At 63.2% G+C, this 20,797-nt stretch carries 21 protein-coding genes; 12 read left to right on the forward strand and 9 right to left on the reverse strand.

What is annotated here, in order from left to right; genetic code table 11:
* Positions 1-16: 16 nt before the first annotated feature.
* Positions 17-883 carry a DMT family transporter gene (locus ABVK50_RS25140; protein WP_353643989.1) on the reverse strand — a complete coding sequence of 289 codons (867 nt, stop codon included), beginning with the start codon at positions 881-883 and terminating at the stop codon, positions 17-19.
* 92 nt (positions 884-975) lie between these two features.
* Here ABVK50_RS25140 and ABVK50_RS25145 point away from each other — a divergent pair, with 92 nt between their 5' ends.
* The 8 genes from ABVK50_RS25145 to holA all read left to right on the forward strand — a co-directional run bounded on the left by ABVK50_RS25145 (position 976) and on the right by holA (position 8,718).
* Entirely contained in the window at positions 976-1,902 is a 927-nt protein-coding gene (locus ABVK50_RS25145) for a LysR family transcriptional regulator (RefSeq protein ID WP_353643988.1), read from the forward strand.
* 183 nt (positions 1,903-2,085) lie between these two features.
* Complete coding sequence (locus ABVK50_RS25150; protein ID WP_353643987.1) at positions 2,086-3,696, forward strand: ABC transporter substrate-binding protein; 1,611 nt, start codon at positions 2,086-2,088, stop codon at positions 3,694-3,696.
* A gap of 28 nt (positions 3,697-3,724) precedes the next feature.
* Entirely contained in the window at positions 3,725-4,711 is a 987-nt protein-coding gene (locus tag ABVK50_RS25155) for an ABC transporter permease (RefSeq protein ID WP_353643986.1), read from the forward strand.
* The gene (locus ABVK50_RS25160) at positions 4,708-5,538 is read left to right on the forward strand and encodes an ABC transporter permease (RefSeq protein WP_353643985.1); all 831 of its coding nucleotides are present in this window, start codon (positions 4,708-4,710) and stop codon (positions 5,536-5,538) included. The genes ABVK50_RS25155 and ABVK50_RS25160 overlap by 4 nt, the downstream gene beginning before the upstream one ends.
* Positions 5,535-6,311, forward strand: coding sequence for an ABC transporter ATP-binding protein (locus ABVK50_RS25165; RefSeq protein WP_353643984.1), 777 nt, complete (start codon positions 5,535-5,537; stop codon positions 6,309-6,311). The genes ABVK50_RS25160 and ABVK50_RS25165 overlap by 4 nt, the downstream gene beginning before the upstream one ends.
* Complete coding sequence (locus tag ABVK50_RS25170; RefSeq protein WP_353643983.1) at positions 6,308-7,102, forward strand: ATP-binding cassette domain-containing protein; 795 nt, start codon at positions 6,308-6,310, stop codon at positions 7,100-7,102. Before ABVK50_RS25165 ends, ABVK50_RS25170 begins: the two co-directional genes overlap by 4 nt.
* Entirely contained in the window at positions 7,099-7,617 is a 519-nt protein-coding gene (locus tag ABVK50_RS25175) for an L-2-amino-thiazoline-4-carboxylic acid hydrolase (RefSeq protein ID WP_353643982.1), read from the forward strand. The genes ABVK50_RS25170 and ABVK50_RS25175 overlap by 4 nt, the downstream gene beginning before the upstream one ends.
* Positions 7,618-7,668: 51 nt before the next feature.
* Positions 7,669-8,718, forward strand: coding sequence for a DNA polymerase III subunit delta (gene holA, locus ABVK50_RS25180; RefSeq protein WP_353643981.1), 1,050 nt, complete (start codon positions 7,669-7,671; stop codon positions 8,716-8,718).
* A 22-nt stretch (positions 8,719-8,740) separates the two neighbouring features.
* Here holA and ABVK50_RS25185 read toward each other — a convergent pair whose 3' ends face one another.
* From ABVK50_RS25185 to hemE, 8 genes are all read right to left on the reverse strand, one after another.
* Positions 8,741-9,613, reverse strand: a complete 873-nt coding sequence (locus ABVK50_RS25185) for a ParB/RepB/Spo0J family partition protein (protein ID WP_353643980.1) — start codon at positions 9,611-9,613, stop codon at positions 8,741-8,743.
* Between the two features lie 33 nt (positions 9,614-9,646).
* Positions 9,647-10,444 carry a ParA family protein gene (locus ABVK50_RS25190; RefSeq protein ID WP_353645820.1) on the reverse strand — a complete coding sequence of 266 codons (798 nt, stop codon included), beginning with the start codon at positions 10,442-10,444 and terminating at the stop codon, positions 9,647-9,649.
* 34 nt (positions 10,445-10,478) lie between these two features.
* Positions 10,479-11,126 carry a 16S rRNA (guanine(527)-N(7))-methyltransferase RsmG gene (rsmG, locus tag ABVK50_RS25195; RefSeq protein ID WP_353643979.1) on the reverse strand — a complete coding sequence of 216 codons (648 nt, stop codon included), beginning with the start codon at positions 11,124-11,126 and terminating at the stop codon, positions 10,479-10,481.
* Positions 11,123-12,997, reverse strand: coding sequence for a tRNA uridine-5-carboxymethylaminomethyl(34) synthesis enzyme MnmG (gene mnmG / locus ABVK50_RS25200; protein WP_353643978.1), 1,875 nt, complete (start codon positions 12,995-12,997; stop codon positions 11,123-11,125). The genes rsmG and mnmG overlap by 4 nt, the downstream gene beginning before the upstream one ends.
* 146 nt (positions 12,998-13,143) lie before the next feature.
* Positions 13,144-14,472, reverse strand: a complete 1,329-nt coding sequence (gene mnmE / locus ABVK50_RS25205) for a tRNA uridine-5-carboxymethylaminomethyl(34) synthesis GTPase MnmE (RefSeq protein ID WP_353643977.1) — start codon at positions 14,470-14,472, stop codon at positions 13,144-13,146.
* A 41-nt stretch (positions 14,473-14,513) separates the two neighbouring features.
* Positions 14,514-15,779, reverse strand: coding sequence for a transcription termination factor Rho (gene rho, locus ABVK50_RS25210; RefSeq protein ID WP_353643976.1), 1,266 nt, complete (start codon positions 15,777-15,779; stop codon positions 14,514-14,516).
* 158 nt (positions 15,780-15,937) lie between these two features.
* Positions 15,938-16,474, reverse strand: coding sequence for a protoporphyrinogen oxidase HemJ (gene hemJ / locus ABVK50_RS25215; RefSeq protein WP_353643975.1), 537 nt, complete (start codon positions 16,472-16,474; stop codon positions 15,938-15,940).
* Complete coding sequence (hemE, locus tag ABVK50_RS25220) at positions 16,471-17,505, reverse strand: uroporphyrinogen decarboxylase (RefSeq protein WP_353643974.1); 1,035 nt, start codon at positions 17,503-17,505, stop codon at positions 16,471-16,473. The genes hemJ and hemE overlap by 4 nt, the downstream gene beginning before the upstream one ends.
* Positions 17,506-17,902: 397 nt before the next feature.
* On the opposite strand from hemE, the gene ABVK50_RS25225 reads away from it, so the two are divergent.
* From ABVK50_RS25225 to coaE, 4 genes are read left to right on the forward strand one after another with little or no spacing between them, the layout of a single operon-like run.
* A complete protein-coding gene (locus ABVK50_RS25225; protein WP_353643973.1) occupies positions 17,903-18,724 on the forward strand; it encodes a pyruvate, water dikinase regulatory protein in 822 nt (273 codons plus the stop codon).
* A gap of 28 nt (positions 18,725-18,752) precedes the next feature.
* A complete protein-coding gene (locus tag ABVK50_RS25230) occupies positions 18,753-19,352 on the forward strand; it encodes a Maf-like protein (protein ID WP_353643972.1) in 600 nt (199 codons plus the stop codon).
* On the forward strand, positions 19,345-20,187 hold the full coding sequence (locus tag ABVK50_RS25235; RefSeq protein ID WP_353643971.1) for a shikimate dehydrogenase: 843 nt from the start codon (positions 19,345-19,347) through the stop codon (positions 20,185-20,187). Before ABVK50_RS25230 ends, ABVK50_RS25235 begins: the two co-directional genes overlap by 8 nt.
* On the forward strand, positions 20,184-20,780 hold the full coding sequence (gene coaE, locus ABVK50_RS25240) for a dephospho-CoA kinase (protein WP_353643970.1): 597 nt from the start codon (positions 20,184-20,186) through the stop codon (positions 20,778-20,780). Before ABVK50_RS25235 ends, coaE begins: the two co-directional genes overlap by 4 nt.
* Positions 20,781-20,797: the final 17 nt, after the last annotated feature.

Here is a 20,797-nt window from a genome sequence, read left to right on the forward strand (position 1 = left end):
TCTAAACGTGTTGTTTTCAGCGCCGAAGGTTGACGATGGCCACGCCGCCCAGCGCCAGCGCGCCGCCGAGGATCCCGAGGCTGGTCGGGATTTCGCCGAGCCAGAGGAAGCCGATCAGCGTCGCTACCGGCGGCACGCAATAGAGGAAGTTCGATGCGCGCGACGCCGGCAGGCGCGACAGCGCCACCAGGCCGGGCACTATGCCGAGATAAATAGCGGCCACCAGCCCCTCGGTGCTTGCCGCCGAGGTTTGCGACAGCGCGCTGGGCAAAGCCGGTGACAAGCAGAGTGCGCCGATCACCATGTTCCATGCCGACACGGTAAGCGGCTTATGACGGGCGAAAAGCGGCTTCTGCACGATGGTGTTTGTGGCGGTGCATACTGCGGCGCCGAGGATAAGCAGCGCGCCGCGGTCAAAGCTCAGGCCTTGACCTTCCCCGAGCGCGATGATGCCTATACCGCCGAAGGAGAGGAAGGTTCCGGTCCAGGCCAGCGCTGAAAAGCGCTCTCCGAGCACCATCATGGCGAAGCCGGCGGTCATGATCGGACTGACATTGATGATGAAGCTGGCTGCGCCAGCCGACACGGTCAGTTCCCCGTAATTGAGAAGCGCCGTGTAGAGCGCCACGAAGACCAGGCCGCCGGTTGCGAAGCGCCATGCCTCCTTCAACGCCGGAAGCGGCGGACGGATGACGAGCAGGAAGATAGCGGCCGGCACGGCGGCGATGGCGAAGCGAAGCGCGCCGAGCTCTAGCGGACCGAAAGCGGCGAGGCCGGCGCGTATCGCCGGGAACGCCGACGCCCAAGCGACAACGGTAACCGCCACCGCGGCTATCGTGATCGGATCGGCCGAGCGGGCGGGTGTGATGGCGGCGGCGGTCATGGTCTTCCTCTTCAAGCGTGTGAGATTTCGGCGACAGGAGGCGCCACCCGGAGCTTGTTGACAAACGAATAAATCGAGGCTCAGCTGTGAGTATGGATCACAGCTCACAGCCGATACTGCCGCTGGAAACACTGCGCGCCTTCGAGGCGGCGGCCCGTATGGGCAGCTTTTCTTCCGCCGCCGAATGGCTGAACCTCACCCACGGCGCGGTCAGCCGACAGATTGCCAAGCTGGAGGCATGGCTCGGCCTGAAACTATTCGAGCGCGGCGCGCGCGGCGTTTCGCTGACACTGGAGGGCCAGCGCCTCTATCTGCGCACCAACGAAGCTTTCGCGCTGATTGCCGACACCACCGACCGCTGGAGCGAACCGCGAGGCGCCGCTGTGGTGCGGCTGACCTCGATCCCGTCGATCTGCGGGCTATGGCTGATGCCCCGGCTTTCGGCGCTGGAGAACGGCTCGACAAAGCTGCGCATCGTGCTCGACATCGACATCCACCAGACGGATCTCGACGAGGAAGGCATCGACATTTCGATGCGCTGCGGGCGCGGGCGCATACCCGGCCGCGTGTCGGTCAAGCTGTTCGAGGAATGGTGCTTTCCCATCGCTTCGCCCGAACTGGCGCGCGCAATCGGCGCTGGTAGGCCCGAGCGCCTGCTCGACTATCCGCTGATCCACGATTCGGATGCTTCAGGCTGGCGCGCCTGGTTCGGCGAGCAGGGCATCGACTATCGCCCGCGGCCGCAGGACCGGCGCTTCGAGGATTACAACCTGGTGCTCGCAGCGGCCGCGCACGGCCTTGGTGTCGCGCTCGCCCGGCCGCCGCTGACAGCGAGCCAGATCGAAGCGGGCCGCATCGTCGCGGTCGATGACCGGCGCGTGCTCAATCCGGTCTCCTACTGGATGGACCGGCCCGTCGGCCTCCTGCGGCCGGCGGCCGCCGAACTGGCGAGGCGTATCGGCGCTGCCGCCGGGCTCGATCCGCAGGCGGTCGAGGATTTTCTCCAGGCTGAGAAGTAAGCTTCGGCTTACCAATTGCGGAAGCCCGCCGCAGATTGGACGACAATTCCGCTTTGCCGCCGCGCAACAATATTTCCTTCTCTGGCCCAGTTGCCGGGACCATGGATATGCTGAATTGTGAAACGTCTGGGGCAGAGCGGCTGGTGCTGGCCGCATCGTTCGACGCTGCAATGGAGTGGTGCCATGTCCGATTTCGCGATTTCCAGGCGCGGCATTCTCGCCGGGTCGAGCGTCCTGCTGGCCTCGACGGCTCTGCCGGCAACGCTCTGGGCGCAAACGCCCGCCAAAGGCGGCCGGCTGATCGTCGCCGCCGATTCCGAGCCACGCAACCTGAACCCGGCGATCGTCGCCTCCAACGGAGTCTTCTTTGTCGCCAGCAAAATCGTCGAGCCACTCGCTGAAGCCTCCTTCACCGGCAAGGACGGCCTGGAGTCGCGGCTCGCAACCAATTGGGAGAGCTCCGAGGACGGGCTGACGGTCACTTTCAAGCTGCGCGAAGGGGTAAACTGGCACGACGGCAGGCCGTTCACATCAGCCGACGTCGCCTTCTCGGCGCTGCATATCTGGAAGCCGCTGCAGAATCTCGGCCGCGTGGTGTTCAAGGACCTGGAGGCGGTCGACACGCCCGATGACCATACGGCGATTTTCCGCTTCGTCAGGCCGACGCCATTCCAGCTTATCCGCAACGCGCTGCCGGCGCTGACCAGCGTCGTTCCAAAACATCTCTACGAAGTGGGCGAGATCGCCGACAATCCGGCCAACACCGCGCCGGTCGGCACAGGGCCGTTCAAATTCGCCGAGCACAGGCCAGGCGAATACTACCGGCTGGAGAAGAACGACGCCTATTGGGGCGAGGACCAGCCGAAGCTCGACGAGATACTCTACCGCGTGCTTCCTGACAGGGCGGCGGCTGCCGGCGCATTGGAGGCGGAGGAAATCCATCTGGCGGCATTCTCGGCAGTACCGCTCGCCGATCTCGAGCGCATCTCGAAAGTGCCGGGTATAGAAGTGATCTCGAAAGGCTATGAGGCGCTGACCTATCAGCTCGTCATCGAGATAAACCACCGCCGCAAGGAACTGGCCGACCGCAAGGTCCGGCAGGCGATCGCCCGTGCGGTCGACAAGGATTTTGTCGTCAAGACGATCTTCCTGGGCTATGCGACCGCGTCCACCGGACCGGTGCCGCGCAACGACGTGCAGTTCTATTCAAGCGACGTGCCGACCTATGCCTTCGACGTCGCCAGGGCCAATGCCCTGCTGGACGAAGCCGGCTATAAGCGCGGCGATGACGGCACACGCTTCGCGCTGAAGCTTTTGCCGGCACCCTATTTCAACGAGACGAAGCAGTTCGGCGACTATCTGCGGCAGGCGCTGGCCGAGATCGGCATCAGGGCCGAGCTGGTCAACAACGACGCGGCCGCGCATCAGAAGGCCGTCTATACCGACCATGCCTTCGACCTGGCGATCGCCCCGCCTGTCTTCCGCGGCGATCCGGCCATTTCGACGACCATTCTGGTGCAGAGCGGCGTTCCGGACGGCGTGCCGTTCTCAAACCAGGGCGGCTACGCCAATCCAGAACTGGATGCGCTGATCGCCAAGGCGGCCGAGACGCTCGATCCCGACGAGCGCACCGCTCTTTACGTCGACTTCCAGAGAATGGTCGCGGAAGATCTGCCGCTGATCAATGTCGCCGAATGGGGTTTCATCACCGTGGCGCATTCTTCGGTCAGGGAAGTTGCCAACAATCCGCGCTGGGCCGTCTCGAACTGGGCCGACACCTGGATTGAGGGCTGAAACTGGCGCGAGAAATACAGCCGCCGCCATGACCCGCGCCCTCCGTCTCATTTGCCGGCGCCTGATCGGCAGCATCGTCGTGCTGTTGTTCGTGATCGCAGGCACGTTCCTGCTGCTCGAGGCCGCGCCGGGCGATGCGGTTGACGCCTATGTAGTCTCGGTCGGCGGCGACGCCGGCATGATTGAGGAATTGCGGCGGCGCTGGGGGCTGGACCAGTCGGCGGCGACACGCTTCGCCATCTATGTCTGGTCGCTGGCGCGGCTCGACCTCGGGCACTCAGTGGCATTCTCGCGGCCAATCCTCGACGTGATCCTGGAGCGGCTGCCCAATACGCTGCTCCTGATGGGCAGTGCTACCGCGCTTTCTTTCTGCCTCGGGACGTTTCTCGGTATCGTCGCCGGGTCGCGGCCCGGCAGCTTTCGCGACCGGTTTCTGTCGATAGGCTCGCTGGCGCTTTACGCGGTGCCGGGCTTCTGGTTGGGCCTCGTGCTCATCGTGGTATTTGCGGTGCAGCTACGCTGGCTTCCGCTCGGTGGCATCGAGACGATCGCTTCCGGCAAGACCGGAGCAGAGCGCACGCTGGACATAGCCCGCCATCTCGTCCTGCCGGTGGCGAGCCTCGGCTTCATCTACCTGGCGCTCTATTTGCGCATGATGCGCGCCGGCATGGCCGAGGTGTGGCGCATGGATTTTATCCTAGCCGCGCGGGCAAGGGGCATTGCACGGCGACGCATCGTGCTGCGCCATGTCGCGCGCAACGCGCTGCTGCCTCTTGTGACTATGCTCGGCCTGCAATCGGCGGCGATGCTCGGAGGCAGCGTCGTCATTGAAAGCGTGTTCTCAGTCCCGGGGCTCGGCCGTCTGGCGCAGGAAGCGGTCGCCGCGCGGGATACGCCGCTGCTGCTCGGCATAATTCTGGTCAGCGCCGTGCTGGTCATCGTCGTCAACCTGGCGGTCGATCTCCTCTACGCCGCGCTTGACCCGCGCATCGGATCAAGCGGGGAGATCGCATGATCCCGCTCCACCGCTTCCTGCGCACGCCCGAGGCCGTTGCCGGCGCGCTTATTCTGGCGGGGCTTATAGCCATGGCTCTCTCGGCGCCGTGGTTTTTTCCACGCGACCCGCAGTCGATAGCCGGGCCGGCCCTGCTGCGGCCCTTTCAGGATTGGGCGCTGCCGCTTGGCACCGACAGGCTCGGGCGCGATGTGCTGGCGGGGCTGTTTCACGGGGCGCGCACCTCGCTGGCGGTCGGCTTGGCCGCTGCGGCAGGCGCGATCCTGATTGGTGCGGTGATCGGCACGCTGGCCGGCTTCGCAGGCGGCCTCTTAGACGAGATCCTGATGCGCATCACCGATGCATTCCAGACCGTGCCCGGCTTCCTGCTGGCGCTCGCCTTCGTCAGCGTCGCCGGTCCCTCCCTCGCCACCGTCATTGTCGCCATCACGCTCGCCGCCTGGACCGGACCAGCGCGGATCGCGCGGGCGGAAGTACTTTCGATCCGCGAGCGCGACTATGTCGCCGGGGCGAGGGTGATCGGCATGCACCCGCTGGAGATCGCCTTCCGCGAGATACTGCCCAATGCGCTGCCGCCGGTGCTGGCGCTGTCATCGGTAATCGTTGCAGGGGCGATCCTGACAGAGGCCGCACTTTCCTTTCTGGGGCTTGGCGATCCCAACCGCGTCACCTGGGGCGGCATGATCGCCGAGGGTCGCGCCGTGCTTCGCTCCGCCCCTTATCTGTCGATGATCCCGGGCGTGGCTCTCGTCCTGACCGTGCTCGGAATCTACTTAGCCGGCGAAGGGCTGGTTGAAACAAGCGCAACTAGACGGATGAATACGTGACCATTCGGCTGTCGATCCGCAATCTCGGCGTACGCTACAGCCGTGACGGACAGGATGTCGAGGCGCTGAAACAAGTCGCTCTCGATTTAAAGACCGGCGAATGCCTCGCTGTGATCGGAGAAAGCGGTTCGGGCAAAAGCACGCTGGCGCTTGCTATCGCCGGGCTGCTGCCATCGACGGCAAAACTCGACGGAGACATAAGCTGGCCGGGACTTGGTCGCGCACCGCAGAACGGCCGCGACATCGGCTTCGTCTTCCAGGATCCCTCGGCGAGCCTCAACCCGGTACTGACGGTTGGCGAGCAGATCGCCGAGGTCGTGCGGACGCATCTGCCTCTGACCTGGCGCGAGGCCTGCAGCCTCGCCACAGACCTGCTGGGCCGCGTCCGCCTGCCCGATCCGGAAGCGATAGCACACGTCTATCCTCATCAGCTCTCCGGCGGACAGAAACAGCGCGTTGCAATTGCCGCGGCAATTGCCGCACGGCCGAGCCTGTTGATTACCGACGAGGCGACCAGCGCGCTCGACACCATCGTCCAGGCCGAGATCGTCGCGCTGATCCGGCGGCTGGTGGCGGAGGATGCGATGTCGCTTCTGTTCATCAGCCACGACATAGCGCTCGCCGCGCAGCTTGCCGACCGCATCGCGGTGTTCCGGCACGGCCGGCTGCTCGAAACCGGAGGACCGGCAGTTCTGTTGCGCTCGCCCACGCATCCCTACACGCGCTCGCTGATCGAGGCGAGTTTTGGTCCGGCGGCGGAGAAGCGCGGATGAGCGAGCCGCTGCTTGCCGTATCCGGCCTTTCCAAGCGCTTTCAGCGCGCCGGTCGGGTAATCACGGCGCTCGATGGAATTTCATTCGAGATCGGCCGCGCCGAAACCTTGGCGCTGGTCGGCCCGTCCGGGAGCGGCAAGTCGACAGTGGCGAGATTGCTGCTGCGGCTTGCGGAACCCGATGCCGGCAGCATCCGCTTCGAAGGACAGGATTTGCTGGCGCTGCGCGGCGCAAAACTTCGGGCAGTGCGTACGCGTCTGCAAATGGTGTTTCAGGATCCACTCGCAGCCTTCAATCCGCGCGCCACCGTCGGCCGCGTGCTCGACGATCCACTGCGCATCCACGGCCTGGCTGCACGCGGCGAGCGTCCCAGGGCAATCGAGGCGCTGCTGGAGCGGGTTGGCCTTTCACCCTCGCTCACCCAGCGCGCTGTCCATGAAGTCTCCGGCGGACAACGCCAGCGCGTGGCGATCGCCCGCGCCATCGCTACAAGGCCGTCCCTGATCGTACTCGACGAAGCGCTTTCGGCGCTTGACGTTTCCGTCCGCGCCGACATTCTGGACCTGCTGGCTTCGCTGCAGCGCGAGGAGGGAATTTCCTATCTGTTCATTTCCCATGATCTCGGCGTGGTGGCTCGAGTGGCGCACCGCGTCGCGGTCATGGAGGCCGGCGTGATCGCCGAGACCGGCGAGGCGCGCCAGATTATCGCCGCGCCCAGTTCGCCGATAGGCAAGGCGCTGGTTGCGGCCATGCCGAGCCTCGATCGGCTCGCTTCGAAGGAGACGGAATGACGGATCAACCTTCGCAAAAAGTGGAAAGGCTGAGCCGCGAACTCGAGGCAGCCTTCCGTAATCGGGCCGATCTCTACCGGCTGTTCTACGCCGAACTGGAAGCGGAATTCGGCGCGGCGAAGGCCGAGGAGGTCATGGTGCGGGCGGTCGAGCGGCGCGGCCGCGAGGTTGCGGAAGCGGCATTCGCCGATTTCGGCCCGAACGATGCCCGCGCCATTGGCGAGGCGTTCCTGTCGGTCAGCCCGGATGACGGCCGCATGTACCCTGCCGATGTGCTCCGCAGCGAGAAGAGCATAGAATTCAGGGTAAAGCGCTGCCCGCTCAAGGACGCCTGGGTAGAAGCCGGCGTAGGCGACGAACAGCTCGCCACGCTTTGCCGCATCGCCGGCGCCTTCGACCGCGGATTGTTCGAGGCGACAGGCGTGCGTTTCGCCAACGTCACCTGGACGCCGGGCCATGGTGACGGATGCTGCCATATACGGCTGACCGACAGGGAAACAGCGGGTGAGGTGTGAGCCGATGAATTCGTGCTTCGCCACAGCCAAATGCCATGCTAACCGGAAGCGATGGCACAGAAGAAAGCCCATGAGGTCGACGCATGGCTGGCCCGACCGACCGGGGCCACCATCGTCCTGTTCTACGGGCCGGACCGCGGACTCGTGGCCGAACGCGGGCGGGCGTTTGCGGAAAAGACCGGGCTGCCGCTGGACGATCCGTTTTCGGTGGTGCGGCTGGACGGCGCCGAGATCGAGCGCGAACAGGGCAGGCTGCTCGACGAAGCGCGCACGGTGCCGATGTTTTCCGAACGGCGGCTGCTCTGGGTGCGCAACGCCGCCGGCCAGAAATCGCTGGCCGAGGACGTCAAAGCGCTATGTGCCGAACCGCCGCGCGACGCCATCGTGCTGATCGAGGCCGGCGAACTGAAGAAGGGCGCGGCGCTCAGGACCGTCGTTGAAGCGAGCCCCGGCGCCATGGCGCTGCCCTGCTATGCCGACGAGGCGCGAGGCATAGACGCCATCATCGACGACGAGATGCAGAAGGCGGGGATGTCGCTGACGCTCGAAGCGCGGCAGGCGCTGCGCCGCAATCTCGGCGGCGACAGACTCGCCTCGCGCGGCGAAATCCAGAAGCTTCTCCTTTATGCGCAGGGGCAGCGGGAGATCGGCCTGGACGACGTCAAGGCCTCTATCGGCGACGTCTCCGGCCTTTCCTTCGACGACGCAGTCGACGCCGTGCTCGAAGGCAGGATCGATGCGTTCGACGCGGTTTTCACGCGCCAGACTCTCTCCGGAGGCCAGCCTTTCCTGGTACTCGCCGCCGCCATGCGCCAATTTCAGGCTCTGCACCTGATGCGCGGCTCAATGGAAGCTGGGGGGCGCAACGCGGCGGCAGTCGTTGCCGGAGCGCGGCCGCCGGTCTTCTTCTCGCGGCGAAAGATAGTCGAGACGGCGCTGGAGCGCTGGCATACCGAAGCGCTGGCCCGCGCATTGGCAAGGTTGCAGGATGCGGTGTTGCAGACCCGCAAACGGCCGAACCTTTCCACTGCCATCGCACGCCAGGCGCTGCTCGGCGTCGCCGTCGAAAGCGCCCGGCTCGCGCAACGAAACCGAAATTGATTAGCCGGCTAATCCAGCCGCTTCAGTGCTTCAGCCGGCGGCATAAATCATCGAGTTGCTCCAGCGTCTTATAGCCGATTCGCACCTCGCCCCCACGCTCGCGATGGGCGATGGCGACCTTCAGACCGGTCACGTCGGAGAGCAGCTTTTCCAGCGCCAGCGTATCGGCATCCTTGTCGCGCGGAGCGGATGGAGACGGTTCGCGCACGCTCTCGGCCGGCAACTGCGCCAGCGCCTCGGCCTGGCGCACCGACAGGCCATCCTCGACGATGCGCTTGGCGAGGCCCGCCGGGTCGGCGGCCGAGACCAGCGCGCGGGCATGGCCCGCGGACAAATCGCCATTGATGAGCATGTCGCGGATAACATCGGGCAGTTTGAGCAGGCGCAGCGTGTTGGCGACGTGGCTGCGGCTCTTGCCGATGACCTGACCAAGATCCGCCTGCGTGTAATTGTGCTCGTCGATCAGCTGCTGGTAACCGAGCGCCTCCTCGACCGGGTTAAGGTCGGTGCGCTGGACGTTTTCGATAATGGCGAGTTCAAGCGCCGTGCGATCGTTTACGTCCCGCACGATAACCGGAATCTGCGTCAAGCCGGCTCGTTGTGCGGCCCGCCAGCGCCGCTCGCCGGCGATGATCTCGTATCGCCCGGCTTCGCCCGAAGGGCGAACGACAACCGGCTGCACCACGCCGTGTTCGCGGATCGACTGGGCAAGATCCGCAAGATCGGCATCGCCGAAGTTGCGCCTCGGATTTCGTGGGTTCGGCGCGACGAACTCGATCGGAACTTGGCCGTCAGCCGGCGCCGCGCTTTTTTCCACCGTCGCCGGCCTGTCCATTTCGCCGATCAGCGCGGCGAGCCCGCGGCCCAGTCTTTTTCTAGAAGGATCGTCACTCATGGTCAGTCCAGACTGTTTCGTTCGCGAATCTGTTCATGCGGCGCGGAGTTTGCGTTCTTGTCGAATCACTTCGGATGCGAGCTGCAGATAGGCTTGGCTGCCCGAGCATTTCAGATCGTAGAGGATCGCCGGCTTGCCATGCGACGGCGCTTCCGAAACGCGGACATTGCGCGGAATGATCGTCTCGTAAACTTTCTCGCCCATATGGGCGCGCACGTCCTCGACGACCTGGTTGGCGAGATTGTTGCGACCGTCATACATGGTCAGCACGATGCCCTGTATCGAGAGGTCCGGATTGATCGAGCCGCGCACCTGTTCGACGGTTTCGAGCAACTGGCTCAAACCTTCCAGCGCGAAGAACTCGCATTGCAGCGGCACCAGAACCGAATCGGCGGCAGCCATCGAGTTGAGCGTCAGGAGATTGAGGGAGGGAGGGCAATCAATCAGCACATAGCTGTATGTGTCGGAACGCTCAGACGATGCGCGCACGGCGTTGCGCAGCCTGAGGACACGGTCGGGCGCACCTGCTATCTCCATTTCGACGCCGAGGAGATCGAGCGTCGACGGAACGATCGAGAGACCGGGCACCGCTGTCGGCATGGCTGCGTCTTCCAGCGCCAACACGCCGGTCAAGACGTCGTAAGACGAAGAAATTCGGTCGCGGCGGTCTATCCCGAGCCCGGTGCTGGCATTGCCCTGAGGATCAAGGTCGACGATCAGCACGCGCTCGCCGATTGCAGCCAGCGCCGTCGCCAGATTGATCGCGGTGGTAGTCTTGCCGACGCCGCCCTTCTGGTTGGCGACTGTGATGATGCGTGGGCCGGTCTTCATGATCCGATTCAATGCGTTCATTGGTTCAGGCGCGTCACGATTTGGGAGTTAGGTTGCGAATCTCGAGAATCACGCTCTGCGGGTCGATCATGCTTCGATGTTCTAACAGGTCAAAGCGCCACCGGTGAGCGCTTTCTTCGATCTCGCTGCGGTAATCCCGGCCTTTATGAAAGAGGCCGATTGCGCCCGCCGACAACCAAGGCTCTGCAAGGCCTAGCAATGAAGGCAACGGCGCCAGCGCACGGGCGGTCACCACATCAGGCGTGCCGATCGAAGCGTATACGTCACCGATGCGCAGCGCATTGACGCGCGCTGGTAGGCTGAACTGCCCCATTACCGATTGCAGGAAAGCTGCCTTTTTCCGATTGCTTTCAATGAGATCTACATGGCTTCCTTGGCGTTCCGCAAGCAGGATCGCCATCACCATGCCCGGAAAGCCGCCACCTGAGCCGAGGTCGAGCCAGTGCCGCGCATCCGGCGCGAGACGAAGTAATTGAGCGCTGTCGAGTATGTGCCGTGACCACACATCCTTCAGCGTAGAAGGCGCAGACAGGTTTATGCGGCGCGCCCATTTCTGGAAAAGCGCCTCGAATGCAACCAGACGCTCGAATGTTTCACGTGAAACGGGTCCGGCGATACGGCACAGCTCTTCCAATGCTGCTGTTGTTGTTGTTGTTGTCACGCCACGTCTCTGCCCGGCGTGCGCTCGGCATTGCGGATATGCGAAACGATGATCGCCATCGCAGCCGGCGTCATCCCCTCCATCCGCTCGGCGGCTGCAACGGAACGCGGCCGGCGTTCACGCATCTTCTGCTTGAGCTCGTTGGACAGGCCTGGGACTTTCGAGAAATCAATGTGTTCAGGGATCAGCCGCTGCTCCTCGCGGCGCATGTGAGCGACGTCCGCCATCTGGCGGTCGAGATAGACGGCATACCGTGCTTCGGTTTCGAGGCTTTCAGCCGTCTTTGGGTCAATCGAGCGGAGTTCTGGCCAGATATCGGCGAGCCGGGCCACGTCCAGATCGGGATAGGCCAGAAGATCATAGGCCGAGCGGCGTATCCCATCCATATTGACCTCAATGCCGTGGCGCCTGGCCTCGCTAGGGGTCAACGTCTTGGCCTTCGCCAGCTCGCGTGCATTCTTCAAGCGCCCGCTGATCTCCGCAAACCGCTCCTGTCGCGAGATAGATGCGAGTCCGAGCCCTATTGCCTTCGGCGTCAGCCGCTCGTCAGCGTTGTCGGCGCGCAAGGAGAGCCTGAACTCCGCCCGCGAGGTGAACATGCGGTAGGGCTCGCTGACGCCGCGGCTCGTCAGATCGTCTACCATCACGCCGATATAGGCTTCGGTCCGGCCGATCACGATCTGGTCGTCTCCGGCAGCTTTGCGCGCAGCATTCAACCCCGCCAGCAAGCCCTGCGCCGCGGCTTCTTCGTAGCCGGTCGTGCCGTTGATCTGGCCGGCAAGGAAAAGGCCGGCTACCCGCCTGGTCTCCAGCGTCGGCGCGAGTTCACGGGGATCGATATGGTCGTACTCGATCGCATAGCCCGGCTGCAGCATGGCTGCACGTTCGAGGCCGGGTATGGTCTTCAGGATCTCTAGCTGCACTTCTTCAGGCAGCGACGTGGAAATCCCGTTCGGGTAGATGGTCGGGTCGTCAAGCCCTTCCGGCTCAAGGAAAATCTGATGTCCCTCACGGTCGCCGAACTTGACGATCTTGTCTTCGATCGACGGGCAGTAGCGTGGCCCGACCCCCTCGATCGAACCGGAATACATGGCCGAGCGGCCGAGATTCGTGCGAATAACCTCGTGCGTCGACGGCGTTGTCCGGGTAATCGCGCATTCGATCTGCGGGTTTGTGATGCGGTCCGTCATCAGCGAGAAGGGAACCGGCTCGGCATCCGCTGCTTGTTTATCGAGCGAATCCCAGTCGATTGTCCCGCCGTCGAGCCGCGGTGGCGTTCCCGTCTTGAGGCGGCCGAGCGCAAAGCCGGCGCGCATCATGCTTTCAGAAAGCTCAAGCGCAGCCTTCTCATTCATCCGCCCGGCGGGGAACTTGCGTTCGCCAATATGGATGAGCCCTCGAAGGAAGGTACCCGTGGTAAGGACAAGAGCACCGCACCGAACGGTGCTCCCGTCGCCAAGCCCCAGCCCGGCAACGCGATTATCCTGAATTTCGAGGCTGGTCACCTCTGCCTCAATCACGGTCAACGATTCGTGCTCCCGGATCGCTGATTGCATGGCCCGACGATAGAGCTTGCGGTCTGCCTGCGTGCGAGGACCACGCACCGCGGGCCCCTTTTTCCGGTTCAACAGTCGAAACTGAATGCCGGCCGCGTCGGCCACCCGGCCCATCAACCCGTCCAGGGCATCAATCTCGCGAACGAGATGGCCCTTGCCGAGGCCGCCAATTGCCGGATTGCAAGACATTGCGCCGATGGTGTCAAAGCGAAGCGTCACGAGCGCGGTCCTGGCGCCGGCGCGCGCGGCAGCGCTGGCGGCCTCGCAACCGGCGTGACCTCCTCCGACCACAACGACGTCGTAGCTATTGAGCATGATATAAGCTCCGATGAGTCGCGGAGACATGTGCGCAAAGATCGGAAGTGTCAAGGCACGCAATATTGTTTCACGTGAAACCTGACGACGGCTCTCAGGCAGAAAGTTTCACGTGAGTCAAATCCGACAACCGTGTTTCACGTGAGTCACTTGCCTATGCAGAACTGGGAAAAGATGACGTCCAGCAAATCCTCGACATCAACCGCCCCGGAAATCCGACCAATCCGCTCCGATGCGAGCCGCAGATCCTCTGCGCGCAATTCGTAGCCAGCCTGTTCCGCCGAGTGGGCCGAATCGAGAAAATTCAAAGCCTCGGAAAGCAGGGCAACATGGCGCTCGCGCCAAGGAATTAGGTCAACGCTTTGCTCCAGCGCAGCTTCCGCCATGTCCGAAATCTCCTGCAGCAATCTGTCCAGGCCGTAACCTGTGGCCGCGGAAATGCATAAATCATGCTCAATCCCCGAAAATGTGGGCTGTGAGGGAAGAAGATCGTACTTGGTGCCGACTCGGAGCACTGGAAATTCATTCGGCAGCCCCACTACCGGGCTTGGGTTCGCCAGGTCCTCCAAAAGCAGCACGAGATCCGCTGCGCGCGCTCGTGCGATCGCCTTTTCGATGCCTATGGTTTCGACGGTTCCGCCGCCTTCGCGCAGTCCGGCCGTGTCGGTTACGCGCACTTTCCGGCCGTCGAGATCGAGACCAACCTCAATGAGATCGCGCGTGGTTCCGGGCTCATCCGTTACAATAGCTGCATCGCGCTTCGCTAGGGCATTCAACAGACTCGACTTTCCGGCGTTCGGCGCACCGAGAATGACCACATCGAAGCCGTCGCGGATTATTTCCGCCCGGCGAAAGCCGGCAATATGGCGTCGTATCTCGCCGCTCATCCGACCAATATCAGCCCAAATCTGTTCTGCAACCGAACCCGGGACATCCGACTCGTCGGAAAAATCCATTTCGGCTTCGATCATGGCCCGGGCGTGAATGAGCCGCCGGCGCCAGCCCGCATAAAGCTCCCTGTGTCCCCCGCGCGAATTGAGGACAGCAAAGCGTCTCTGAGCCTCCGTTTCCGCGCTGACCAGGTCGGCAAGCGCTTCAGCCTTCAGGAGATCGACCTTGCCGTTAAGAAAAGCTCGCCGGGTGAATTCACCGGCTTCGGCCGGACGAACGCGGTCGATAGTGCACAACGCATCCAGGAGCGCTGCAACCACGGCTTTACCGCCGTGCGCGTGAAGTTCGGCCGAATCCTCTCCGGTAAAGCTGGCGGGGCCCGGGAAGAACAAAACTATCCCGGAATCGATAGGAGCGCCGGCCCGATTGGTAAATAGTCCGTAGCGGGCCAGGCGCGGCTCCGGCACCGATCCCGTAATCGTTTCGAGGACGAATCGAGTCTGTGGGCCGCTTATGCGAACCACGGCGATGCCGGCCGGCAGCCGGCCACTCGACAGCGCGACTATGGTGTCTCGTTTTTCCATCGCCGGCCCCGCGAACAAATCGTTCCGGGTACGAATCAATGCTAGGTATTCATCGAATCGAAGAAGTCGGCGTTCGTCTTCGTCTGTTTCAGCTTGTCGATCAGGAACTCGATGGCATCGGTTGTACCCATCGGCGCCAAAATACGCCGCAGCACGAAGATCTTCTGCAAATCCTGCTTGGGAACGAGCAGATCTTCCTTACGGGTACCGGACTTGAGAATGTCCATGGCCGGGAAGATGCGCTTGTCGGCCACCTTGCGGTCGAGCACGATTTCCGAGTTGCCCGTACCCTTGAACTCTTCGAAGATCACCTCATCCATGCGGCTGCCGGTATCGATCAGCGCGGTCGCGATGATCGTCAGCGATCCGCCTTCCTCGATGTTGCGTGCGGCGCCGAAGAAGCGCTTCGGCCGCTGCAGCGCATTGGCGTCAACGCCGCCGGTCAGCACCTTGCCGGATGACGGCACGACCGTGTTGTAGGCGCGTCCGAGGCGGGTAATCGAATCGAGCAGAATGACCACGTCGCGGCCATGCTCGACCAGGCGCTTGGCCTTTTCGATGACCATTTCGGCGACCTGGACATGGCGCGCGGCCGGCTCGTCAAACGTCGAGGAAACGACCTCGCCCTTCACCGAGCGCTGCATGTCGGTCACTTCCTCCGGCCGCTCATCGATCAGAAGCACGATCAGGTAACATTCCGGGTGGTTGGTCGTCACCGAGTGGGCGATGTTCTGCAGGAGCACTGTCTTGCCGGTGCGCGGCTGCGCCACGATCAGGCCGCGCTGGCCCTTGCCGATCGGCGCCACCAGGTCGATGACGCGCGATGAAATGTCCTTGCCGGTAGGATTGTCGACTTCCATCTTCAGCCGCTCGTTCGGATAGAGCGGCGTCAGATTGTCGAAATGGATCTTGTGCCGAATCTTTTCAGGGTCGTCGAAATTGATGGTGTTAACCTTGAGAAGGGCAAAATAGCGCTCACCTTCCTTCGGGCTGCGGATCGGTCCCTCGACCGTGTCTCCGGTCTTCAGCGAAAAGCGCCGGATCTGCGAAGGCGAGATGTAGATATCGTCCGGGCCCGGCAGATAATTGGCGTTTGCGGAGCGCAGGAAGCCGAAACCGTCCTGCAGCACCTCGACCACGCCGTCGCCGATGATCTCCACATCCTGCGCCGCGAGCTTCTTGAGGATAGCAAACATCAACTCCTGCTTGCGCATGACGCTGGCGTTTTCAACCTCAAGCGACTCGGCGAAGGCGATCAGGTCGATCGGCTTCTTGTTCTTGAACTCCTGGAGTTTCATTTCCTGCATGGACGGACTCTGAATGTGAAATGGGAAAGCTATCGGCGAATGCGATGGGCGCCGGATGCGGCCAACTCGAATTTCGGGGCGGCGCTTGGCGGAAGGGAAGATGAGTCTTCTATCGCCAAGCAACTAAAAGAGCAAGGCGGCTTTTCCGTGACACCAGCTCAGAATGGCTTCACGACGACTAGGATGACGATGCCGATCATCAGCACCGTCGGCACCTCGTTGATCAGGCGCCAGTGACGCGCCGATCTGTCGTTGCGATCCTCGGCAAACTTGCGCACCGCACCCGAGAAATAGCCATGCACGCCTGATAATACAACCACCAGAGCGATCTTCGCGTGCAGCCATCCTCCTGAGAAGCCAAATCCCTTCCACGCCAGCCACAGCCCCAATACCCAGGTCACCATCATGGCCGGGTTGATGATGACGCGCAGCAGGCGCTGCTCCATCACCTTGAAGGTTTCCGATTGGACCGAGCCAGGCTCGGCGCCCGTATGATAGATGAAGAGACGCGGCAGATAGAGCATGCCCGCCATCCATGAGATCACCGCGATGACGTGGACCGCCTTTATCCAGAGATAGAGAGCGTCGGGATCGAGCACGAAGAGCAGCGCCGTCAGCGCGATGAGGACCACTATCGCGACGGCCGCCCTTTTTGCCGCGTTGCGTCCAGATTTCCGCACTTCCGGAGTGCTCATCGGCCCGAACCGTCCCTGATTTGCCTGATCATGGCCTCGACATGCGCGATCGGTGTTTCGGGCGTAATTCCGTGGCCGAGGTTGAACACCAGCGGACCGGAGCCCAGCGTGCGCAAGATGGCGTCCACGCCCTCTCGCAACGCTGCACCGCCTGCAACAAGCCTTAGCGGGTCCAGATTGCCCTGGACAGGGCCTTGAGCCTGCAAGGCACGCGCCTGCGTCAGCGGAACGGTCCAGTCCAGACCAAGCGCGGTCACGCCGGTCTGCCGGCGATAGTCGGAATAGAGGCTGCCGGCGCCCTTCGGAAAGCCGATGATCGGCACGCCGGGGTGCACGGCCCGCACCTTCTGGACGATCTCGGCCACAGGCCGGACACAGAATGCGTCGAAGCAGGCCTCGTCCAGCACGCCGGACCAGGAATCGAATATCTGCACCACATCGGCGCCTGCCTCGATCTGGCGGATGAGGTAGGCAGCCGAATAATCCGCCAGCGTCGCCAGCAGCTTTTTCATTGCCTGCGGTTCGCGATAGGCAAAAAGCCTGGCCGGAGCCTGATCGGGGGTGCCGTGGCCGGCAATCATGTAGGTTGCGAGCGTCCATGGCGCGCCGCAAAAACCGATCAGCGTTGTGCTTTCCGGCAGTTCGGCGCGCAACCGCTTCACCGTCTCATAGACCGGCGCCAGGCGACCGTGGAAAGCCTGGCCATCAAGACGTTCGACCTCCCCTGCCTGGATCGGCGTCATGACCGGCCCGCGGCCTTCTTCGAAGCACAAGTCGCGGCCGAGCGCATGCGGCACGACAAGGATATCGGAGAACAGGATCGATGCGTCGAAACCGAAGCGCCTGATCGGCTGAAGCGTCACCTCGACCGCGAAATCGGGATTGTAGCAGAGGTCGAGGAAGCTTCCGGCCTTCCTCCTGAGTTCCCTGTACTCCGGCAGATAGCGGCCAGCCTGCCGCATCATCCATATCGGGGGCGGAAACACGGTTTCGCCCCTCAGGACGTCCAGCATGACGCGGCTGTTGGCCATCAGGGCACGTTCCTCGCTTCTTTCCTTGAATATAATTTCTATGAAAAGAGTCTTCTGATTCTAAGAGTCTGTTGGAATCGGTAATTGCTGCCTATCCCGGAGAGGCGGCTTGGCGCCAGCCAGCATTTTGTCGCGCAAGTCCGGCCTGTGGGTTGGAAAAGTCTGGGGACGGTCCGAAATTGATTTGTAAGGTCAATGGCTTGCTGGATCGGAAAATCGCAGGATCCGACGATTGCCGACGAGCCACGAAGTTTATCCCCATAGTCCTCCAGACCGCGCCAGCGATTCCGACAGCGCCGCGAATTGTGGACAAGGCCGGTTCTGATACAGTCACCGGCGCCGCGATGGCCGAACAGGCCAGCTTTTGCACATTTGACCACAGACCCGGGCCGATCCTGTGAACAAACCCCAAAGCTTCTTTCATTTGCACCTGATCTCCGACGCCACCGGCGAGACGCTGCTTGCCGCCGGGCGCGCGGCGTCGGCTCAATACAAGGATGCGCGGGCGATTGAGCACATCTATCCGCTGATCCGCACGGAAAAGCAGCTGATGAAGGTGTTCGAGGATATAGAGGAGGAGCCGGGTATCGTGCTCTACACGGTGGTGGATCAGCACCTTGCCGGGCAGATCGACGCCAAGGCCGCCGAGATGGGGCTGCCATGCGTCTCGGTGCTCGAGCCGGTGTTGACGGTGTTTCAATCCTATCTCGGCACGCCGGCCGGTCGCCGGGTAGGCGCACAACATGTGCTCGACGCGGAATACTTCCGCCGCATCGACGCGTTGAATTTCACCATGGAGCATGATGACGGGCAGCTGCCGTCCGACATCGAGGAAGCCGATATCGTCCTGATCGGGATTTCTCGCACTTCGAAGACGCCGACCAGCATCTATCTGGCCAATCGCGGCATCAAGACCGCAAACATCCCGATCGTCCTCGGCGTGCCGCTGCCCGAGAGCCTGGCGAACGCGAAGAAGCCGCTGATCGTCGGACTGGTGGCGACGGCGGAGCGGATTTCGCAGGTTCGCCAGAACCGGGTGCTTGGCTCCACCGCCGGCTACGACGCCAACGGCTATGTGGACCGAGCGGCGATCGCCGAGGAGCTGGCCTATGCGCGGCAGATCTGCACGAGGCATAATTGGCCGATGATCGACGTCAGCCGTCGCTCGATCGAGGAAACCGCGGCGGCGATTGTTGCCCTGCGCGGCCGAACGCGGTAGGGGCGCGCTGAAAAGCAAAGGCTGAGTTATGCCGGAAAAACTGATCCTTGCCTCGGGCAGCCCGTTTCGAAAATCGCTCCTCGCCAACGCCGGGATCGAATTCAGCGCCGTGCCACCGACCGTCGACGAGCGGGCGCTGGAAGCGCCGCTGGAGGGCAGCGGAGCGACTCCGGAAGAAGTGGCCCAGATACTGGCTGAAGCAAAGGCCGCCAATGTCAGCGATAGCCATCCGGGCGCGCTGGTTCTCGGCTGCGACCAGACGCTGTCGCTCGGCGACCGTGTGTTCCACAAGCCGCAGGACATGGAGGATGCGCGCCGGCATCTGCTCGCGCTGTCCGGCAGGACGCATCATTTGAACAGCGCCGCCGTGCTGGTGCGCGGCGGTCAGACGCTCTGGCGGCATGTCGGCATAGCAAGCCTCACGATGCGGGCGCTCGATCCCGCTTTCATAGGCCGCTATCTCGCGCGGGTCGGCGACAAGGCGCTGTCGAGCGTCGGCGCCTATCAGATCGAGGGGGAGGGCATACAACTGTTCGAGAAGATCGAGGGCGACTATTTCACCATAGTCGGTCTGCCCCTGCTGCCGGTGCTCGCCGCACTGCACGAATTCGGGGCTATCGATGGCTGAGCTGGTAAAGGCCTTTGTTTGCGGCCACCCCGTCGCTCATTCGCGCTCACCGGCCATCCATGGCCATTGGCTCGCCCGCTATAAAATTGCCGGCAGCTATTCGGCGATCCACGTCGCGCCCGATGATTTTGCCGGTTTCGTTCGGCATATCCGCGAAAATGGCTATGCCGGCGGCAATGTCACCATTCCGCACAAGGAAGCCGCCTGCCGGCTGGTCGAGCGGCGCGATCAGGCGGCGGAAGAGATAGGCGCGGCGAACACGCTGTGGTTCGAGGACGGCGTGCTTTGCGGCGGCAACACCGATGCGGCGGGCTTTGCCGCCAATCTCGATGAACGTACGCCCGGCTGGGCCGAAAGCCACGGAACCGCAGTCGTCCTCGGCGCCGGCGGAGCCGCTCGCGCCGTGCTCTTCGCGCTCAGGCAGCGCGGTTATCGCGACATCAGGGTCGTCAACCGGACGGTGGCGCGCGCCGTCGAACTGGCGGACCAGTTCGGGCCCGGCATAACGGCCCACGCGCCGGAGGCCGCGACCGAGCTGCTGGAGGACGCGGACCTGCTCGTCAACACCACCGCGCTCGGCATGCACGGCAATGCAGAAATCGCAGTCGATCCGGCTAATCTGCCCGACCGGGCGATCGTTACCGACATCGTTTATGTCCCGCTCGAAACGCCGCTGCTGGCGGCGGCGCGCCGGCGCGGGCTGAAAACCGTCGATGGGCTCGGCATGCTGCTGCATCAGGCGGTTCCCGGTTTCGAGCGCTGGTTCGGCAGGAAACCCGAGGTCGATGCCGAACTGCGCAGGCTGATCGTCGGCGATCTTGAGCCCGCATCATGATCGTGCTGGGCCTGACTGGATCGATCGGCATGGGCAAATCGACCACCGCGAAAATGTTCAAGGAAGCCGGCGTGCCGGTGCATGATTCCGACGAGACGGTGCATCGCCTCTATGCCGGCAAGGCAGCACCGCTGATCGAGGAGGCGTTTCCGGGAACGGTGCGAGATGGAGCGGTCGATCGGGCGCAGCTCGCGGCCCAAGTCCTCGGCAGGCCAGACGCGATGAAGAAGCTCGAGGCAATCATCCATCCGCTGGTCAGGGCCGACGCCGACGCCTTCGTCGCACGCCACCGGGATGCGGGAGCGCCGCTGGTGGTGCTCGACATCCCGCTGCTGTTCGAAACCGGCGGCCGCGGCCGCGTCGGCAAGGTTGTCGTCGTCACCGCTCCGGCCGAGGTCCAGCGCGAGCGCGTGCTGGCTCGGCCCGGCATGACCGAGGAGAAGCTTGACGCCATCCTGGCCAAGCAGGTCCCGGATGCCGAAAAGCGACGGCAGGCTGATTTCATCATCGACAGCAGCCAGGGTCTGGAGGCCGCGCGGGCCGAAGTCGCCCGTATCATCTCCGACTTGACCGGGGACAAGCCTGCGGGCTGACAGCGCCGCCCTTGCTC

The sequence above is a fragment of the Mesorhizobium sp. WSM2240 genome (genome assembly GCF_040438645.1).
Taxonomy (GTDB): Bacteria; Pseudomonadota; Alphaproteobacteria; order Rhizobiales; family Rhizobiaceae; genus Allomesorhizobium.

Coding starts and splice junctions, on each gene's coding strand:
- hemE (WP_353643974.1), bottom strand. CDS start 17,505: ATGGCCAACAGCCGCGTCATGCTGGACGTCCTGAGGGGCGAAACCGTG.
- ABVK50_RS25155 (WP_353643986.1), top strand. CDS start 3,725: ATGACCCGCGCCCTCCGTCTCATTTGCCGGCGCCTGATCGGCAGCATC.
- ABVK50_RS25235 (WP_353643971.1), top strand. CDS start 19,345: ATGGCTGAGCTGGTAAAGGCCTTTGTTTGCGGCCACCCCGTCGCTCAT.
- coaE (WP_353643970.1), top strand. CDS start 20,184: ATGATCGTGCTGGGCCTGACTGGATCGATCGGCATGGGCAAATCGACC.
- ABVK50_RS25145 (WP_353643988.1), top strand. CDS start 976: ATGGATCACAGCTCACAGCCGATACTGCCGCTGGAAACACTGCGCGCC.
- mnmG (WP_353643978.1), bottom strand. CDS start 12,997: ATGCTCAATAGCTACGACGTCGTTGTGGTCGGAGGAGGTCACGCCGGT.
- holA (WP_353643981.1), top strand. CDS start 7,669: ATGGCACAGAAGAAAGCCCATGAGGTCGACGCATGGCTGGCCCGACCG.
- ABVK50_RS25150 (WP_353643987.1), top strand. CDS start 2,086: ATGTCCGATTTCGCGATTTCCAGGCGCGGCATTCTCGCCGGGTCGAGC.
- ABVK50_RS25190 (WP_353645820.1), bottom strand. CDS start 10,444: ATGAAGACCGGCCCACGCATCATCACAGTCGCCAACCAGAAGGGCGGC.
- hemJ (WP_353643975.1), bottom strand. CDS start 16,474: ATGAGCACTCCGGAAGTGCGGAAATCTGGACGCAACGCGGCAAAAAGG.
- ABVK50_RS25170 (WP_353643983.1), top strand. CDS start 6,308: ATGAGCGAGCCGCTGCTTGCCGTATCCGGCCTTTCCAAGCGCTTTCAG.
- ABVK50_RS25175 (WP_353643982.1), top strand. CDS start 7,099: ATGACGGATCAACCTTCGCAAAAAGTGGAAAGGCTGAGCCGCGAACTC.
- ABVK50_RS25160 (WP_353643985.1), top strand. CDS start 4,708: ATGATCCCGCTCCACCGCTTCCTGCGCACGCCCGAGGCCGTTGCCGGC.
- ABVK50_RS25185 (WP_353643980.1), bottom strand. CDS start 9,613: ATGAGTGACGATCCTTCTAGAAAAAGACTGGGCCGCGGGCTCGCCGCG.
- ABVK50_RS25230 (WP_353643972.1), top strand. CDS start 18,753: ATGCCGGAAAAACTGATCCTTGCCTCGGGCAGCCCGTTTCGAAAATCG.
- mnmE (WP_353643977.1), bottom strand. CDS start 14,472: ATGGAAAAACGAGACACCATAGTCGCGCTGTCGAGTGGCCGGCTGCCG.
- rho (WP_353643976.1), bottom strand. CDS start 15,779: ATGCAGGAAATGAAACTCCAGGAGTTCAAGAACAAGAAGCCGATCGAC.
- ABVK50_RS25140 (WP_353643989.1), bottom strand. CDS start 883: ATGACCGCCGCCGCCATCACACCCGCCCGCTCGGCCGATCCGATCACG.